The sequence below is a fragment of the Paraburkholderia nodosa DSM 21604 genome (genome assembly GCF_000519185.1).
GTDB classification, from domain to species: Bacteria; Pseudomonadota; Gammaproteobacteria; order Burkholderiales; family Burkholderiaceae; genus Paraburkholderia; species Paraburkholderia nodosa.
In genome coordinates, this window is sequence record NZ_JAFA01000013.1 from 26,197 (window position 1) to 42,974 (window position 16,778).

Sequence of the window (16,778 nt, forward strand, 5' to 3'; positions counted from 1 at the left end):
ATTCAGCCCTTGCGCTTCCTCTCGCGGAGTTCATCGCGGTGTTCTTCGCGCCATTGCGCGTCGAGGTCGGCCAGGCGCGCGAGCTTTTCGCCGATCTTGCCTTCGAGCCCGCGCGGCGTGGGCTGATACCAGCGCGGCTCGCGCATGCCGTCGGGCAGATAGGTCTCGCCGGCCGCGTAGGCGTCGGGTTCGTCGTGCGCGTAGCGGTATTCGTGGCCGTAGCCCAGCTCCTTCATCAGCTTGGTGGGCGCGTTGCGCAGATGGATGGGCACCGCGCGCGACTGGTCCTTGCTCACGAAGCGCCGCGCCTCGTTATAGGCGTTGTAGCCCGCGTTCGACTTCGGCGCGACGGCCAGATAGATCACGGCCTGCGCGAGCGCGAGTTCGCCTTCGGGCGAACCGAGGCGCTCGTAGGTCTCGGCGGCGTCGAGCGTGATGCGCCCGGCGCGCGGATCGGCGAGGCCGATGTCCTCCCACGCCATGCGCACGATGCGCCGCGCGAGATAACGCGGGTCCGCACCGCCGTCGAGCATGCGGCAGAACCAGTAGAGCGCGCCGTCCGGGTTGCTGCCGCGCACCGACTTGTGCAGCGCGCTGATCTGGTCGTAGAACGCGTCGCCGCCCTTGTCGAAGCGGCGCAGGTTTTCCGCCAGCGCGCTGCCGAGCAGTTCGCCGTCGATCCCGGTCTTCTTCTGCTGGGCGGCCGCGCGCGCGACGATTTCGAGGTTGTTCAGGAGCTTGCGCCCGTCGCCGTCGGCGGAACCAATCAACGCCTTTTTCGCTTCGTCCGTGAAGGTCAGGCCGCCCAGTTCCGCGCTCGCGCGCTCGAGCAGTTCGCCCTGCTCTTCCTCGTCGAGGCTCCTGAGCACATACACGGCGGCGCGAGAAAGCAATGCGCTGTTGACCTCGAACGACGGGTTTTCCGTCGTCGCGCCGACGAACACGAAAAGGCCCGACTCCACATGCGGCAGGAAGGCGTCTTGCTGGCTCTTGTTGAAGCGATGGACCTCGTCGACGAACACGAGCGTCTGGTGGCCATGCGCGCGATGCAGCTGCGCCTGCTCCACGGCCTCGCGGATGTCCTTCACACCTGAGAGCACCGCCGAGAGCGCGATGAATTCGGCGTGAAAGGCATCGGCCATGAGGCGCGCGAGCGTGGTCTTGCCCACGCCCGGCGGCCCCCAGAGGATCATCGAATGCGCTTCGCCGGATTCGAACGCGACGCGCAGCGGCTTGTTGGGCCCGAGCAGATGCTTCTGGCCGATGACCTCGTCGATGGAGCGCGGGCGCAGCCGTTCGGCGAGCGGGACGTTGGCACGGGTTTCTTCAAACATGACGTTTTCGCGATAATGACGGCTTTCCGGCTGGCCGCAGGTTGGCGGCAGATTCGGGGACACAACGCCCGACACCGCAAAACGGCCCGCCGCACCGGATGCAGTCGTGCATTATGACAGCGTGCGCCGCGGCGCGAAGCGCGGGCAGAGCCGCTCGAGCTGACGCGCCCGGACAAAACAGACAAAACAGACGATACAGAGGAAAGCGTTCCACATGACTCAAGATTCGCACGCCGGCGACGCCGGCTCCACCTACGCACCGAACGTGCCTGTGCCGGATGCGCGCCGTCAGTTCCGCACCGGCGACGCCTTCGCGCTGTGGTTTTCGCTCGGCATCGGCCTGCTCGTTGCGCAGGCGGGCGCGCTGCTCGTGCCGGGCCTCTCGCTGCCTCATGCGCTTATGGCCATCGTCATCGGCAGCGTGATCGGCGTCTTGCTGCTCGCGCTCGCGGGCGTGATCGGCACGGACACGGGCCTCGCTGCGATGTCGTCGCTGCGCCCGACGCTCGGCGTTCGCGGCGTGTCGGTGCCGGCCGTCATCAACATGGTGCAGCTCGTGGGCTGGGGCTCGTTCGAGATCATCGTGATGCGCGATTCCGCCGATGCGCTCGCCAGGCAAGCCTTCGGCCTGTCGATGCCGCTCGTCTGGACCGTGATCTTCGGCGTGCTCGCCACGCTGCTGGCCGTGAGCGGCCCGCTCTCGTTCGTGCGGCGCTTCCTGCGCACGTGGGGCATCTGGCTGCTGCTCGCCGGCGCGGCCTGGCTCACGTGGAGCCTGCTCGTGAAGCAGGACCTGGGCGCGCTGATGCGCCGCCCCGGCACGGGCGAAATGCCGTTTGGCAGCGCCATCGACCTCGTGGTGGCGATGCCGCTCTCGTGGCTGCCGCTCATCGCCGACTACACGCGTTTTGGCCGCAAAGCGGGCGAAACCTTCCGCGGCACGCTGTTCGGCTATGGCATCGCGAACCTGTGGTTCTATGCGCTCGGCGCCATCTACGGCCTCGCCGCGGGCGGCGGCGACGCGCTCCTCACCACGGCGCTCGCGCAAGCCGGCGGCGGCTTCGCGCTGCTGCTCGTGCTGATCGACGAGATCGACAACGCCTTCGCCGATATCCACTCGGCCGCGGTCTCGACCGGCACGTTCTGGACGCGCGCCACCGTGCCCTGGCTCTCGGCAGCGTTCGGCGCGCTGTGCACGCTGATCGGCCTCGTCGTGCCGATGGCGAAGTACGAGAACTTCCTGCTCTTCATCGGCTCCGTGTTCGCCCCGCTCTTTGGCGTGGTGCTCGCCGATCACTTCATCGTGCGCCGCCGCCGTATCGACACGCAGGCGCTCGCCGATCTGAACGGTGTCTACGGCTATTCGGGTGGCTGGCACGTGAGCGCGTTCGTCGCGTGGTTGGTCGGTTTCGGCGCATATCAGGCGCTCAACCAGTGGCTGCCGAACCTCGGCGCGACGCTGCCTTCGCTCGTGATCGGCGCGCTGTGCTATCTCGTGCTTGCCGGGCGCCGGCGCGCGGCTTACGCGTAACGCGCCGTCCTTCCGTTGGACAATAAAAAACGCCAGGCTTCGCAGCCTGGCGTTTTTGCTTCTGGCGACGTGCGAAACGTCACTCGCAGTGGCCGCAGCCGCCGTGCGAATGACCGTGATGTGCGTGATGCGCGTGGTCGTCGGCGGGCAGATGCTGCGCGGCCTGCGCCGTGATGCCCAGACGCTGCAGCAGCTTGCGGTCGGCTTCCGCCTGCGGGTTGCTCGTGGTGAGCAGCTGGTCGCCGTAGAAAATCGAGTTCGCTCCCGCCATGAAGCACAGTGCCTGGAGCGCGTCGTCCATCTGCTCGCGGCCCGCCGAAAGGCGCACCATCGCCTTGGGCATCGTGATGCGCGCCACGGCGATCGTACGCACGAATTCGAACGGGTCGATCGGTTCGGTGCCTTCGAGCGGCGTGCCCGTGACCTGCACGAGATTGTTGATGGGCACCGACTCCGGATACGGCTCCATGTTCGCGAGCTGGGCGATCAGTCCCGCGCGCTCGCGGCGCGATTCGCCCATGCCGACGATGCCGCCGCAGCACACGTTGATGCCCGCGTCGCGCACGCGTTCGAGCGTCTCGAGGCGATCCTCATAGGTGCGCGTCGAAATGATCTTGCCGTAGAACTCCGGCGACGTATCGAGGTTATGGTTGTAGTAGTCGAGGCCCGCGTCGGCCAGCGCCTTCGCCTGGTGATCTTCGAGCATGCCGAGCGTCACGCAGGTTTCCAGACCCATCGCCTTGACGCCGCGGATCATGTCCTTGATCGGCTCGAGGTGGCGATCCTTCGGACTGCGCCACGCCGCGCCCATGCAAAAGCGCGTCGCGCCGTTGGCCTTGGCCGCGCGCGCCGCGTCCAGCACGGCGTCGACTTCCATCAGCTTGCCGGCTTCCAGTTCCGTGTCGTGATGCGCCGATTGCGGGCAGTACGCGCAGTCTTCCTCGCAGCCGCCGGTCTTGATCGAGAGGAGCGTGGAAAGCTGCACGGCGTTCGCGTCGAAATGCTCGCGATGCACCTGCTGCGCGCGGAACAGCAGGTCGTTGAACGGCAACTCGTAGAGCGCGGCGACGTCGGCGACTTTCCAGCGCGCGGCGGCTTCGGCGGCGGCATGGGCGCTCGGCGCGGTGGCCTTCAGCGAGGTAAGGTCGATATGGGTTTGCGTCATGGTGTCGTGGTCCTTCTTTACGTGACTGTGCTTGACTGTGCTTGAGTGTGCATTAAGCGTCGGCGCGCAGGCGCGCGAGCAACGCGTCGATGTTTAGATGTCCGGCTGCGTCGTCGGCGCTCGCACCGCGCATGTGCGGCACGACGCCGACGAGCGGCGCACCGTACTGGGCGGCGAGGCGCTCGCGCAGCGCGGCGATGTTTTCTTCGGGGAACGTCATGGCCGGGTCGATACGGTTCGCGACCCAGCCCGCGAGCTTCAATCCGCGCGCGGCAATCGCTTCGGCCGTGAGCAGCGCGTGGCTGATGCAGCCGAGGCGCATTCCCACCACGAGCACGACGGGCAGACCGAGCGCGACGGCGAGATCGGCGGTGTCTTCGGTCGCCGTGAGGGGCACGCGAAAACCGCCCACGCCTTCCACGACGATGGCATCCGCGCGCTCGCAGGCCGCCTCGTAGCAATCGACGATGCGCGCCATATCGAGCGTCACGCCTTCGAGCGCGGCGGCAATGTGCGGCGCGGCGGGCTCCTTGAGCAGAAACGGCGTGCGGATCTCGGGCGGCAGCAGCACGCTCGCGGCGGCGTCGAGCTGATCGGCGTCCTCGTTGTGCCAGACGCCGTCGCGCTCGTAAGCGCCCGCCGCGATCGGCTTGAGCGCCGTGGCGCGCAGCCCCGCGTGGGCGAAGCCGCGCAGGAGCGCCGCGCTCACGAAGGTCTTGCCGATCTCGGTGTCGGTGCCGGTGACGAAAAGCGAAACCGTCATTGCGCCAACTCCTGCGCTTCGTGGCTCGCGCGCTGCAGCGATGCGTTCAGCCGGTCGAGGTCGGCGTCCGAATGCGCAGCGGAAAGCGAAATGCGCAGGCGCGACGTGCCCTCGGGCACGGTGGGCGGACGAATGGCGGGCACCCACAGCCCGTCGCGCTCCAACGCCGCCTGCAACGCGAGCGTCGCCTCGTTCGCGCCGATGACGAGCGGCTGCACGGCGGTATGCGAATCGACGGGCTGCCAGCAGGTCTCATTGAGCAGCGCACGCGTGCGCGCGATCAGATGCTTGAGATGTGCGCGGCGCGCATCGCCCTCCTCGCCTTCGATCAAACGCAGGCTCGCGGACACGGCATGCGCAACCGCCGGCGACGAAGCCGTAGTGAAGATGTACGGGCGCGCACGCTGCACGAGCCATTCGATCACGGTGCCATGCGCGCAAATGAACGCGCCCGACACACCCGCCGCCTTCCCGAGCGTGCCGACCATCACGAGATGTTCCGAGCGCAGCGCGGCTTGCGCGAGCGCGCCGCGGCCCTGCGGGCCAAGGACGCCGAAGCCGTGCGCGTCGTCGACCACGAGCCAGGCGCCATGCTGTTCCGCGAGTTCGACGAGACGCGCGAGCGGCGCGACATCGCCGTCCATGCTGAACACCGTGTCGCTCACGATCAGTTTTGCGCTCGCGTCGGAGGCTTCGAGCATCGCGGCGAGCGCCGCCATGTCGGCATGCGGATAGATCTGGATGTCGGCGCGCGAGAGCCGCGCGCCATCGATCAGCGAGGCGTGGTTGAGCGAATCGGAAAAGATCGTCGTGCCGCGCCCCGCGAGCGCCGTCAGCACGGCCAGGTTCGCCATGTAGCCGGTGCTGAAGTACAGCGCGCGCGGCGCATCGACGAAGGTGCCCGCAAATGCCGCGAGATCGTCTTCGAGCTGGGCGTGCGCGCGCGAGTGGCCACCGAGCAGATGTGAGCCGCCGCTGCCCGCGCCGTAACGCTGCGCGCCCTCGGCGATGGCCGCGACCAGTTGCGGGTGCGCGGCGAGACCGAGATAGTCGTTGCTGGCGAAACCGATGGTCGCGCGGCCGTCCACCTGCATATGGGCGCTGCAAGGCGTGTCGGCCGTGCGGCGGCGGCGGCGCAGGCCGCGCGCGTCGATGTCGCGCAAGCCCTGTTCGAGGGTATCGAGCAATGCCATATCAGAGGTCCTCCGCGACCGTGGCGTCGAAAGTCTCGCGCGTGCGGGTGGCGAGGAACGCCTGCATTTCGTTGTCCAGAATATACGGCGGCATGACGTAGACCGTCGTGCCGATCGGGCGCAGCAGCAGTTCGCGCTGCAGTGCGTTTTCGAAGAAGCGGCGCGAAAACGTCGCCGCGCGCTGCGAGTCTTCGAGCGCGACGTCGAACGCGAGAATCGTGCCGCACTGGCGCAGGTTGCGCACGAGCGGATGCGCGGCGAACGGATCGAACCATTCGCGCAGTTGCGCCGATTTGCGCGCGTTCGCAACCAGCACGTCATCGCGCTCGAACAAGTCGAGCGTGGCGAGCGCCGCGCGGCACGCGAGCGGATTGCCCGTGTACGAATGCGAGTGAAGGAAACCGCGCGTCGTGTCGTCGTCGTAGAACGACCCGTAGATCGCGTCGCGCGACAGCACGATCGAAAGCGGCAGATAACCGCCGCTAATGCCCTTCGAAAGCGTGAGCAGATCGGGCCAGATGCCCGCCTGCTCGCACGCGAAGAACGTGCCGGTGCGCCCGCAGCCCACGGCGATTTCATCGGCGATCAGGTGAACGCGATGGCGGTCGCACAGCGCGCGCAGGCCCTTGAGATACGCGGGATCGTGCATCGCCATGCCGGCGGCGCACTGCACGAGCGGCTCGACGATCAGCGCGGCGATGTGCCCTTCGCGCTCGATGAAAAGACGCTCGACATCGGCCAGCGCGCGGGCCGCGACATCCGCCGCCGTTTCGCCGGGTTGCGCCGCGCGCGCGTCGGGCGAAGCGACCACATGCGCGTGATGCAGCAGCGGATCGTAAGCATCCCTGAAGAGCTTCACATCGGTCACGCCGAGCGCGCCGATGGTCTCGCCGTGATAGCTGTTCGCCACGCAGACGAATTCGCGCTTGCCGCTCTCGCCGCGGTTGCGCCACGCATGAAAGCTCATCTTGAGCGCGATTTCGACGGCCGACGCGCCGTCGGAAGCGAAGAACGCGTGGCCGAGCACGCCGCCCGTGCGCGCCGACAGCCGCTCGGCAAGCTCCACGGCGGGCTCGTGCGTACAGCCCGCGAGCATGACGTGCTCGAGCGTGTCGAGCTGCGCCTTGAGCGCGGCATTGATCGAGGCATTGGCGTGGCCGAAGAGGTTCACCCACCACGAACTGATCGCGTCGAGATAGCGGCGGCCCTCGCGGTCGTGTAGCCACGGGCCTTCTCCGCGTGCGACGGCCACGAGCGGCACGCGCTCGTGATGTTTCATCTGGGTGCAGGGGTGCCACACGGCGCGCAGGCTGCGAGCGACCCAGTCGGTCGCGGCGCGATCTTCGCGGGCAAGGTGCACTGGGTGCCCAGGGTGCGATAGCGAATTCAAATACGACTCCCGATACGACAGCGGGACCGAGATTAACGTGTTAGCTGCCGCAATGCACTACCCTGAAAATCGTCCCCAAACGCATGGCTGCGCGGCGTTTCGAGCCGTTCAGTACAACTCCGGACCGATGGAAAAGAAAGACCGGAAATGCGCGGAGATGACGACGGCAAAGTGAACCCGCCTTATGCAAAAAAATCTGCGCGCCGATGCGAAATTGCAGAACGCGAGACGGCGCGGCGGATATTTTTGGCGACGCGTGGTGAGCGCGCCGGCGCGCGAAAGTCAGACGATAGTTGCGGCACAACGGGTTGCGTGCGAGGTAACGGCCGGCGGGACCAGAAAACAAGCGGCCCGCGCAAAAGCAAAGCGGCCCGTGCAAAACGCAAAGCGGCCCGCTTAGGGGCCGCAAGCTTCAGATCAGATGGAGAGTTTGAGCCAGGCAGTCGCCAGGCAACGCGCCTTACCGGCTCGCCAGCGGGTGGTCGCTCTCGTCGGTAGCGTTATCCGCCGTGGCGCGCGTCGTGTCGCTGTCGCCGGTCTGGGCGGTCTGCGTGCCGCCGTTGTTCCAGACCACCGTGTTGTTGACGGCATAGAGGCGGCATCGATCGGCGCTGTGCTTTTCACAGTTCGAGATCGCCACGGCCATCGGATTGTCGCCGCCTTCGGCCCACGACCATGCGCCGGAGTCGGACACCGCGAAGGCGCGGCTCGGATACTGCTTGAGGAAGTTGCGATAACCGTCACGGCCCGCCTGATCGACGAAAGGCACCGCGCCGACCGAGTCGATCTGCGCGAAGCCGGTGCCGTGAGGCGCGACCGACGTGGCCACGCGATACTGCACGGCCGTCGGCAGGCCGCGGTTGGCAAGGAACGCCTCGACCGTGGGCCACCAGATCTTCACGCCGTCGCGATCGCCCACGAGGCGATGCGCGTCGTTCTTGTACGCACCGAAGTCCACGAGTTTCGCCATTGCGGCCGGGCGATCCTCACCCGTTTGCGCTTCGCGGTAAGCGGCGAACATTTTCGTGACGAGATCGGGCGACCAGACCGAGTCGTTGTCGCCGTAGAGCCAGAGCGAGGCCACGCGGGCCTTGCCGCCGTAGTCGCCGAACGCCTGGGTCAGGTTGCTCTGCCAGCCCGTGCAGGCGTCCTGGCGCAGGCCGCCCGAGAAGTTGATGAGCGCGCGCACGCCGTTGGCCGCCTCGGTGCCATAAGCCATCGTGGCCAGGCCGCCATGCGAGGTGCCTGCAACGATGATCTGGGTCGCGTCGACATAGGGTTGCTTCGACATGTACGCGATGGTCGAAGCAACATCGGCCGCCTGGCCGAGGCCGTTGCTCGCGACATCGCAACCGTCCTGCTGATACGAGCCGCCTGAATCCGCGAAGCCCTGGCGGTTCGGCGCGACGACGACATAGCCGCGGCGCACAAATTCGCGCGCGAACGAGAGCGGGTCGCTGCGAGCCTGGAGGTGCGGGTCGCCGGGAATCTTGCCGTGGTTGAAGATCACCATCGGGAACGGGCCGGGGCCGTTCGGACGGTAAACCGTGGTTTCGAGCGTGACGTCGCCGGAGGCATCCACCGGAACGCGGATCACCTGCTCGTTCATGCTCGCGGGCACGACGGGCAGATACGCGTCGTCGAGCGCAATACGCGGGACGTTGGCGCTACCGAGGGGACCGCCTGCGAGGCTGGATTGGGGAGCGTTGGCGGAATGCGTGGCCGTGGCATTGGCGGCGAGTTGCGGGTTCGCGCTCGCACTTGCCGGATCGGAAAGCGACGCTGCGTGAGCAACCGAAAGCACACACGCGGTGCCGGCTACGACCCATCCGGTAAGGAGCTTCCTGAACGCCATGCGCTACACCCACCTGCAAAGACATGCTGCTGTGAACCTGACAACCGTCCGATCATTACCCGTGCTTCAGCCCTTTCAGGGCACAACGAGACACCGCTGCGCCTGGCCGCGAAGGCCGGAGCGAAGGTGTGACCCGTAACGGGGAATGACATCGATCGGAACACCTGCGCGGCGCAGTTCTATCGTCAATCAGACCCGCCGCCAGCACCCATTTGCAGTCGATACATGCACATGCGAAAAAGCTTTTTCACTATGCACTTACGTATCGTGCCGGGCACCGTGATTAAATACTCGCACGACAAATATTTGTTGTGCAATTCAGGGGTAACCCGGCATAAGGCATGCCAACGGCCCGCAGCCCCCATTTGGCGTGGCGCACGCACGGCGTTCGCTTCGCAGCGAACGTGCGAATTTTTAAAGAGGTCCGGGTGGGAAGCGTCGCGCGCGGGCAACAGCCGCGCGATTGTTCAGTAAGCGCTTGTTTGCAAAGGCGTTATTTCCGGCGCCATGACGGACCGGGGCGGGAATCCGCTGTGGCGATTTTCGGCGGTGGTCAGTGATTCATTAACCAGACGAAACGTCGCCGTCAACATAACGCCAGCGGCCGTCGTCGCCGCGCGTGAAGCGGCTCGTTTCGTGTAGCCGGAACGCGCGGCCGCCCGTTTTGTAGCGCGCGACGAATTCGACGATCGCGTGCGCGTCATCGCGTTGTTCGTGGCGCTTCACGGCAAGACCTAGCCAGCGCGGCGCGCCTTCGGCAGCGGGATCGACGTCGAGATCGGCGGGACAGGTTTCGGGCGCCCACGTCACGCGCAGATACGCCTCCTCGCCCAGCACGTAGGCCGTGTAGCGCGAGCGCATCAGTTCGAGCGCCGTGGCGGGCACCGCTGCGCCGTCGATGAAGCGGCCACAGCACTGCGCGTAACGCGGCGCCCTGGCGAGCGCTTTCTGGTTCGGCGCTACACCGCCGCAGGGGCAATCGGCAGGCCGTGCAGTGTGCGCGGTTTCAGCGTTCATGGGTCAGGCTCCGTTGCGAGAGGCCGCAAGCGTAGCGCAGACGGGCGGCGCTTTACCAGTCGAGTTCGGTGCCGTCGTACTGGAAGAAGCGGCCGTTGAAGACTTCACGCGCGGCGGCCGCCTCGGCCACCACCTCGCGCATGCCGGCGACGCTCGCCGCCGGGTCGATTGCCGCGTGTGCGCCGCCCATGTCGGTGCGCACCCAGCCCGGGTGCAGCGCGACGCAGGTGGCGCGGCGCGTTTGCAGCGAGGTGATCTTCAGCACGTCGTTGAGCGCGGCCTTGCTCGCGCGATAGAGCCAGCCCGTCGTGCCCGTGGTCTCCGCAATGCTGCCCATGCGGCTCGACAGCACACCGAGCACGCCGTGGGTGGCGTCGACGAGCGGCAACAGGATGGGGATCAGTTGCATCGGGCCGCGCACGTTGGTGTTCATCACGTATTCGAAGTCTTCGGCCGTGACGGTCTCCACGCCCTCGGTGCGCGGGCCGTAGACGCCGGAGACGACGAGCGCCACGTCGAGCCGCTCGCCGTCGAGCTTCCAGCCGAGCGCAGCAATCTCGTCCGGCCGCGCGATGTCGAGCTGGAAGGTCTGCGCGCCGATTGCGCGCAGCGCTTCGAGCGCTTCGGGCCCGCGCGCCGTGGCCAGCACGCGCCAGCCGGCCTTCGCATACTGCCGCGCGAACTCGAGACCCAGGCCCCGCGACGCGCCCACGATCAACGCTGTTTTCATCTCGTCACCTTGCTTGGCTGTGCATTGAAACCGCTGCAGCGCGCCGCCTCCCCGCCTTGCAAAGCGGCGCGCTTCTTCTGGCACTAGCCTACAGCAGTTCGACGCCCATCGCCGTGGCTTCTCCGCCGCCGATGCACAGCGTCGCCACGCCGCGTTTGCCGCCGCGTGCACGCAACGCGCCAATCAGCGTCACGAGAATGCGCGCGCCCGAAGCACCGATCGGGTGACCGAGCGCACACGCGCCGCCGTTCACGTTGACCTTCTCGTGCGGCAGATCGTGCTCCTTCATCGCGGCCATCGTGACCACGGCAAAGGCCTCGTTGATTTCGTAGAGATCGACATCGCTCGCCGTCCAGCCGGTCTTCTCGAACAGCTTGCGGATCGCGCCCACCGGCGCCGTCGTGAACTTCGCCGGTTGCTGCGCAAAGGTGGAATGGCCCGTCACGCGTGCGAGCGGCTTGAGGCCGAGCTGCTTCGCCGTCGATTCGCGCATCATCACGAGCGCCGCCGCGCCGTCCGAAATCGACGACGAATTCGCTGCCGTCACCGTGCCGGTTTTGCTGAACGCGGGCTTGAGCGTCGGGATCTTGTCGAGATTGGCCTTGAACGGCTGCTCGTCGCGCGCGATGGTCGTTTCGCCCGCGCGCGAGGCCACCTTCACCGGCGCGATCTCCCATGCGAACGAGCCATCCTCGTTGGCGCGCTTCGCACGCTTGAGCGACTCGATCGCGAACGCGTCCTGACGCTCGCGCGAGAAGTCGTACTCGCCCGCGCATTCTTCCGCGAACGTGCCCATCAGGCGGCCCTTGTCATAGGCGTCTTCGAGGCCGTCGAGGAACATGTGGTCGAGCACCTGGCCGTGGCCCATGCGCATGCCGGCGCGCGCCTTCGGCAGCAGATAAGGCGCGTTCGACATGCTCTCCATGCCGCCCGCGACGATCACGTCGGCGGAGCCCGCCAGCAGCATGTCGTGCGCGAACATGGCCGCGCGCATGCCGGAGCCGCACATCTTGTTGACGGTCGTGGCACCCGCTGCGAGCGGCAGCCCCGCGCCGAGCGCCGCCTGGCGCGCGGGCGCCTGGCCCTGCCCCGCGGGCAGCACGCAGCCCATCACGACCTCGTCGACCTGTTCGGGCTTCAACCCCGCGCGCTCGACGGCCGCCGCGATCGCAGCCGCGCCAAGCTGCGGCGCGGTGAGCGCCGCGAAATCACCCTGAAAACCCGCCACTGGCGTGCGCGCCGCCGCAACGATCACGATGGCGTCCTGCTTTTGCGTCTCACTCATGTTTGTGCTCCTTGATGAATCCGTTTGAACCCGTTTGAACCCGTTTGAATCCGCTTGATTCCGTTCCAACCTGTTGGCCGCGCGCTCAGGCAACGCGCACGGCCGGCGCGTCTTCACGCGCGAAACGTTCTGGGTAGCACACGCTAAAACGAATCGATGCGTCGTAGGGAAAGCAGTCCGGCACTTCGCCCGCGATGAGCCTCGCGCGGCTCTCCTGCCAGAGCCCGGGCTCGAAGAAGTCCGCGTGATGAGCGAGAAATGCGCGCTTCACGCGCGGATCGCCGAGCAGGAACGTGCCGTACGTCTCCGGAAAGATGTCGCGCGGGCCGACTGCGTACCATGGCTCGCCCGATAGTTCGTCTTCCTCATGACGCGGCGGCGGCACGGCACGCACGTTGCAGTCGGTGAGATATTCGATCTCGTCGTAGTCGTAGAACACCACGCGGCCGTTGCGCGTCACGCCGAAATTCTTGTAGAGCATGTCGCCCGGAAAGATGTTCGCGCGCAGCAGGTCCTTGATCGCGTTGCCGTATTCGCGGATGCCATGCTCGACTTCGGCGTCGCTGCCGTTCTGCAGATAGAGATTGAGCGGCACCATGCGCCGCTCGATGTAGACGTGACGGATCACGAGGTTATCGCCCTCGTACTCGAGCATCGAGGGCGCAAGCGTTTCCAGCTCGCGCACGAGCGCCTCGTCGAGCCTCGCGACGGGCAGCGCCACGCTCGAATATTCGAGCGTGTCGGCAAGGCGCCCAAGCCGGTCGTGGCGCTTCACGAGCTGATACTTCGCTTCGACCTGCTCGCGCGTGGTCTCTTTCGGCGCGGGGAAGCTGTCCTTGATGACCTTGAACACGTACGGATACGAAGGCAGCGTGAACACGATCATCACCATGCCGCGGATGCCCGGCGCGACGATAAACGGGTCGCTCGAATGCGAGAGGTGGTGCAGCAAGTCGCGATAGAACAGGTTCTTGCCCTGCTTCTGCAAGCCGAGCGACGTGTAGATTTCGCCCTTGGCCTTGCGCGGCATGATGGTACGCAGAAACTCCACATAGGCGGACGGCACTTCCATGTCCACCAGAAAATACGAGTGCGAGAAGCTGAAGAGGATGAGCAGCTGCTCCGTGCGCAGCAGCACCGTGTCCAGTGCCAGCTTGCCCGCCTCCACATGACGGATCGGCACGACGAACGGCGCGAGCAGATCGCCGTTGATGATGCGCCCGACGATATACGCGCCTTTATGCCGGAAAAACAGCGACGACAGCACGTGGATCTGGAAATTCGGCTTGGGCTCGACCACACCGAAGGTGTCGAGCATCGTCTGCATGATGCAGTCGACGTCGCGCCCGAGATCCTCGAACGGCGTCTCCAGCTGGAAGTTCGTGACGATGCGCTCGAGCGTCGCCGCGAGGCCGTCCTTGCCCGGATAGTACGCGCGGTAGGTAGGCTTCGCAGCCGGCTCGTCGTTCTCGATGTATTCGGTCGAGATGGCGGGCCGCACGAAGATGAAATCATTGTTGAAGTACGAGCGATGCAGGATCTTGCAGCACACGGAGTTGAAGAACGTCTCCGCGCATTCGGGCTGCCGGTGCGTCGTGAGCAGGCCGATGTAGTGCAGCTTGATCTGCTGCCAGACTTCGTCGTCGATGCTCTCGGCGCCGTATTCGTCTTCGAGCGCGACCACGCACTCCTTCACGCGATCGTCATAGGAGGCGATGCGCTCGCGCGCGAGCTGCTGCAGGGCGCGCCAGTCGGCTGCCTCGAAGAACGTCCGCGCCCTCGCCGCCGCGTCGCAGAAGTTGTGGTAGTGACGGTTGAAGCCGTCGAGCATGGTCTGCGCGACATCGAAGCCGATCTGCGAAGAGAGCAGTTTCGGGAAGTGTTTCATGGCGGCCATGCCCGTTGCACGAGCGTCAGGGTTTCGCGCGAGCGGCGGCGGGAGCGTCGCTTCCGTGCGCCGCGCTTTCGTGCGCCGCATTCCTGTCGAGCAGCGCGCGCGCCTGGGCTTCGTACTGCGCGAGGTCTTCGAGCGTCGCGTCGAGGTCCGCGCGCTGGCGCTCGAGTATGTCGCGGTGATGCACCACGGTGTCGAGGAACGCCTGAAGCTGCGGGAGCGTGTCGGTCGGCGACTCGTAGAGGTCGAGCAGCGTGCGGATCTCCGAGAGCGTGAAGCCGAGGCGCTTGCCGCGCAGCGTCAGCTTCAGCCGCGTGCGATCGCGCCCCGAAAAGACGCGCTTCAAGCCACCCGCGCCTTCCCGGCTCGGCGCGAGCAGGCCCTGGTCCTCGTAGAAGCGGATCGCGCGCGGCGTTACGTCGAATTCCCGGGCGAGTTCGGTAATCGTGTACTGGGTCGTCATGGTGTGCGAAAAGGCGGCTGGCCCGGCTGTTGTCTGCACGACAGCGCGAGGGACGATAGAATCGACGTTTACGTTATCGTCAAGTACGCGGTTACGCAACCGGCAGGAGCGACGCGCAAGACGCGCTTTGCATGGGGCCGGAGTAAGTGCTGAAGCACTAACTCCGGCCGACCGTTTTACGTGGGACCAGAGTAAGCGCTAAAGCGCTAACTCTGGTCGACAGGAGAAGACACCCCCAATGAACGCCCTCGAACACCAGCTCGACTATCCCTACGCCGACACCCTGCCGGAACCCGGCCTCGCCTTCGATGTCGCGCCCGGCGTGAAATGGCTGCGCATGCCGCTGCCGTTCGCGCTCGACCACATCAACCTCTGGCTGCTGCGCGACGAGATCGACGGCCAGCAAGGCTGGACCGTGGTGGACTGCGGCATCACCAACGACACCATCAAGGCCCGCTGGGAAGCCGTGTTCGAGAACCAGCTGGAAGGCCTGCCGGTGCTGCGCGTGCTCGTCACGCATTGCCACCCCGACCATATCGGCCTTGCACACTGGATTTGCGCGGGCGGGGACAAGGCGCGCTGGGACGTGCGCCTGTGGGCCACGCTCGGCGAATACATGCAGGCTCGCGTGATGGCGGCCGGCGACGGCTCGAACGCGGGCGGCGAAGGCGCCGCGCGCCATTTCGCGCGTCACGGGCTCACGGACGAAGCTTCGCTCGACAAGCTGCGCAACCGCCGCGGCTATTACGGCAGCCTCGTGCCCGCGCTGCCCACGCAGTACCGCCGCCTGCGCGAAGCCGATACGGTGGCGATCGGCGGGCGCGACTGGCGCGTCATCACGGGCTACGGCCACTCGCCCGAGCATTGCGCGCTGTTCTGCGAAGCAACCGGCGTGCTGATCTCCGGCGATATGGTGCTGCCGCGCATCTCGACCAACGTCTCCGTGTTCGACATGGAGCCGGAAGGCAATCCGCTCGGCCTCTACCTGGAATCGCTCGGCCGCTACGAAACGTTGCCCGAGAACACTCTTGTGCTGCCCTCGCACGGCAAGCCGTTTCGTGGCGTGCGCACGCGCATCGCGCAGCTGCGCGCGCACCATGACGCGCGTCTTGCCGAAGTCATCGAAGCGTGCGGGCGAGCGCCGCAAAGCGCCGCCGACATCGTGCCGATGATGTTCAAGCGCGAGCTCGACATCCATCAGATGACCTTCGCGATGGGCGAGGCGCTCGCGCACCTGAACCTGCTGTGGCTCGAAGGCAAGGTCACGCGCGCGACCGGCGCGGACGGCGTGATCCGCTTTACGGCCTGAGACGCCACTGCGCACAAAGAAAAACGGGCGGCCCGCAAGGAGCCGCCCGTTCTTACGCGGAGCGCGAGGTGAACGGCTTTAGTTCGAGCCGCCGGTGATCAGATCGGCGCCCTGCGGCCGCACGAACTTGAAGGTCGAAGCCGGCAGCGACGGGTTCTTCTCGATGTTGGAGAACGTGAGCAGCGTCACGTTGCCGAACACGTCGTGCAGTTCCATGGCTTCGAGGTTGCCGTCACGAAAGCCGATGCCCACGCTCTTGAACTGCGTGTCCTTCGACTTCGGAATCAGCTCCAGCCAGTCGATGCCGTTCTTCACGCCCGCGTCGGAGAGCGTGAAGTTCTTGTCGAGATCGTTGCTGCCGAACAGGATCGCTGCCGGGCTCGCGCCGAGCGCGCCGCCAAGCTTGCGCTCGGTCACCTGGTTCAGGTCCTTGTCGTAGACGTAGAGGTTGTCGCCGTCCGACTGCAGCAGTTGCTGATACGGCTTCTCATACGACCAGATGAACTTGCCGGGCCGCGCGAACACGAACGTGCCGCTCGAGGTCTTGGCGTTCAACGTGGCCGTGGCAATGGCGTCGCTGGCGTTCTTCGCGCCCGAGGGCGCCTTGAGTTCGCGCTGAACGAAGCTGCCGCGCGCGGAGTGCACCTGCGAGACGAACTGCTTCAGTTGATCGGTGCCGCTCGCATACGCCTGCGAGACCATCAGGACCGACGCGCCGAGCGCGACGAAGAGCGCGCGGCGCGCGGTGCGCGCAAAGCGGGTCGGAAGTCCAGCCGGATACTGCATCTATCGTTCTCCAAGAGGTATGTCTTTGGCCGTCGGGTTGCCGGAGCCGTTGCCAAAGCGCGG

Annotated in this window: 14 protein-coding genes; 2 read left to right on the top strand and 12 right to left on the bottom strand. The window is 66.3% G+C overall.

The window, feature by feature from the left end; genetic code table 11:
- Positions 1 to 2: 2 nt before the first annotated feature.
- Complete coding sequence (locus A3CW_RS0120205) at positions 3 to 1,334, bottom strand: replication-associated recombination protein A (RefSeq protein ID WP_028205187.1); 1,332 nt, start codon at positions 1,332 to 1,334, stop codon at positions 3 to 5.
- 214 nt (positions 1,335 to 1,548) lie between these two features.
- Here A3CW_RS0120205 and cytX point away from each other — a divergent pair, with 214 nt between their 5' ends.
- Positions 1,549 to 2,865: a putative hydroxymethylpyrimidine transporter CytX gene (gene cytX, locus A3CW_RS0120210; protein ID WP_028205188.1), complete on the top strand. Its 1,317-nt coding sequence runs from the start codon at positions 1,549 to 1,551 to the stop codon at positions 2,863 to 2,865.
- 79 nt (positions 2,866 to 2,944) lie between these two features.
- On the opposite strand, the gene bioB is transcribed toward cytX, so the two are convergent.
- The 10 genes from bioB to A3CW_RS0120260 form a co-directional block, all read right to left on the bottom strand.
- Entirely contained in the window at positions 2,945 to 4,030 is a 1,086-nt protein-coding gene (gene bioB / locus A3CW_RS46970) for a biotin synthase BioB (protein ID WP_051481601.1), read from the bottom strand.
- Between the two features lie 52 nt (positions 4,031 to 4,082).
- The gene (gene bioD, locus A3CW_RS0120220) at positions 4,083 to 4,793 is read right to left on the bottom strand and encodes a dethiobiotin synthase (RefSeq protein WP_028205189.1); all 711 of its coding nucleotides are present in this window, start codon (positions 4,791 to 4,793) and stop codon (positions 4,083 to 4,085) included.
- Positions 4,790 to 5,986 carry an 8-amino-7-oxononanoate synthase gene (gene bioF, locus A3CW_RS0120225; protein WP_028205190.1) on the bottom strand — a complete coding sequence of 399 codons (1,197 nt, stop codon included), beginning with the start codon at positions 5,984 to 5,986 and terminating at the stop codon, positions 4,790 to 4,792. Before bioF ends, bioD begins: the two co-directional genes overlap by 4 nt.
- 1 nt (position 5,987) lies before the next feature.
- On the bottom strand, positions 5,988 to 7,346 hold the full coding sequence (bioA, locus tag A3CW_RS0120230) for an adenosylmethionine--8-amino-7-oxononanoate transaminase (RefSeq protein WP_028205191.1): 1,359 nt from the start codon (positions 7,344 to 7,346) through the stop codon (positions 5,988 to 5,990).
- A gap of 490 nt (positions 7,347 to 7,836) precedes the next feature.
- On the bottom strand, positions 7,837 to 9,231 hold the full coding sequence (locus tag A3CW_RS46975; protein WP_051481602.1) for a dienelactone hydrolase family protein: 1,395 nt from the start codon (positions 9,229 to 9,231) through the stop codon (positions 7,837 to 7,839).
- A gap of 564 nt (positions 9,232 to 9,795) precedes the next feature.
- Positions 9,796 to 10,248 carry a YchJ family protein gene (locus tag A3CW_RS0120240; protein ID WP_028205192.1) on the bottom strand — a complete coding sequence of 151 codons (453 nt, stop codon included), beginning with the start codon at positions 10,246 to 10,248 and terminating at the stop codon, positions 9,796 to 9,798.
- A 52-nt stretch (positions 10,249 to 10,300) separates the two neighbouring features.
- Positions 10,301 to 10,978: an SDR family oxidoreductase gene (locus A3CW_RS0120245; RefSeq protein ID WP_028205193.1), complete on the bottom strand. Its 678-nt coding sequence runs from the start codon at positions 10,976 to 10,978 to the stop codon at positions 10,301 to 10,303.
- Positions 10,979 to 11,066: 88 nt separating this feature from the next.
- Positions 11,067 to 12,263, bottom strand: coding sequence for an acetyl-CoA C-acetyltransferase (locus A3CW_RS0120250; protein ID WP_028205194.1), 1,197 nt, complete (start codon positions 12,261 to 12,263; stop codon positions 11,067 to 11,069).
- An 85-nt stretch (positions 12,264 to 12,348) separates the two neighbouring features.
- Positions 12,349 to 14,151 (bottom strand): bifunctional isocitrate dehydrogenase kinase/phosphatase, encoded by a 1,803-nt coding sequence (gene aceK, locus A3CW_RS0120255; RefSeq protein ID WP_028205195.1) that lies wholly within the window; start codon positions 14,149 to 14,151, stop codon positions 12,349 to 12,351.
- A gap of 25 nt (positions 14,152 to 14,176) precedes the next feature.
- On the bottom strand, positions 14,177 to 14,620 hold the full coding sequence (locus A3CW_RS0120260) for a MerR family transcriptional regulator (RefSeq protein WP_028205196.1): 444 nt from the start codon (positions 14,618 to 14,620) through the stop codon (positions 14,177 to 14,179).
- 238 nt (positions 14,621 to 14,858) lie between these two features.
- On the opposite strand from A3CW_RS0120260, the gene A3CW_RS0120265 reads away from it, so the two are divergent.
- Entirely contained in the window at positions 14,859 to 15,929 is a 1,071-nt protein-coding gene (locus A3CW_RS0120265) for an MBL fold metallo-hydrolase (protein WP_028205197.1), read from the top strand.
- A gap of 78 nt (positions 15,930 to 16,007) precedes the next feature.
- On the opposite strand, the gene lolA is transcribed toward A3CW_RS0120265, so the two are convergent.
- Positions 16,008 to 16,715, bottom strand: coding sequence for an outer membrane lipoprotein chaperone LolA (gene lolA, locus A3CW_RS0120270; RefSeq protein WP_028205198.1), 708 nt, complete (start codon positions 16,713 to 16,715; stop codon positions 16,008 to 16,010).
- Between the last annotated feature and the right edge of the window lie 63 nt (positions 16,716 to 16,778).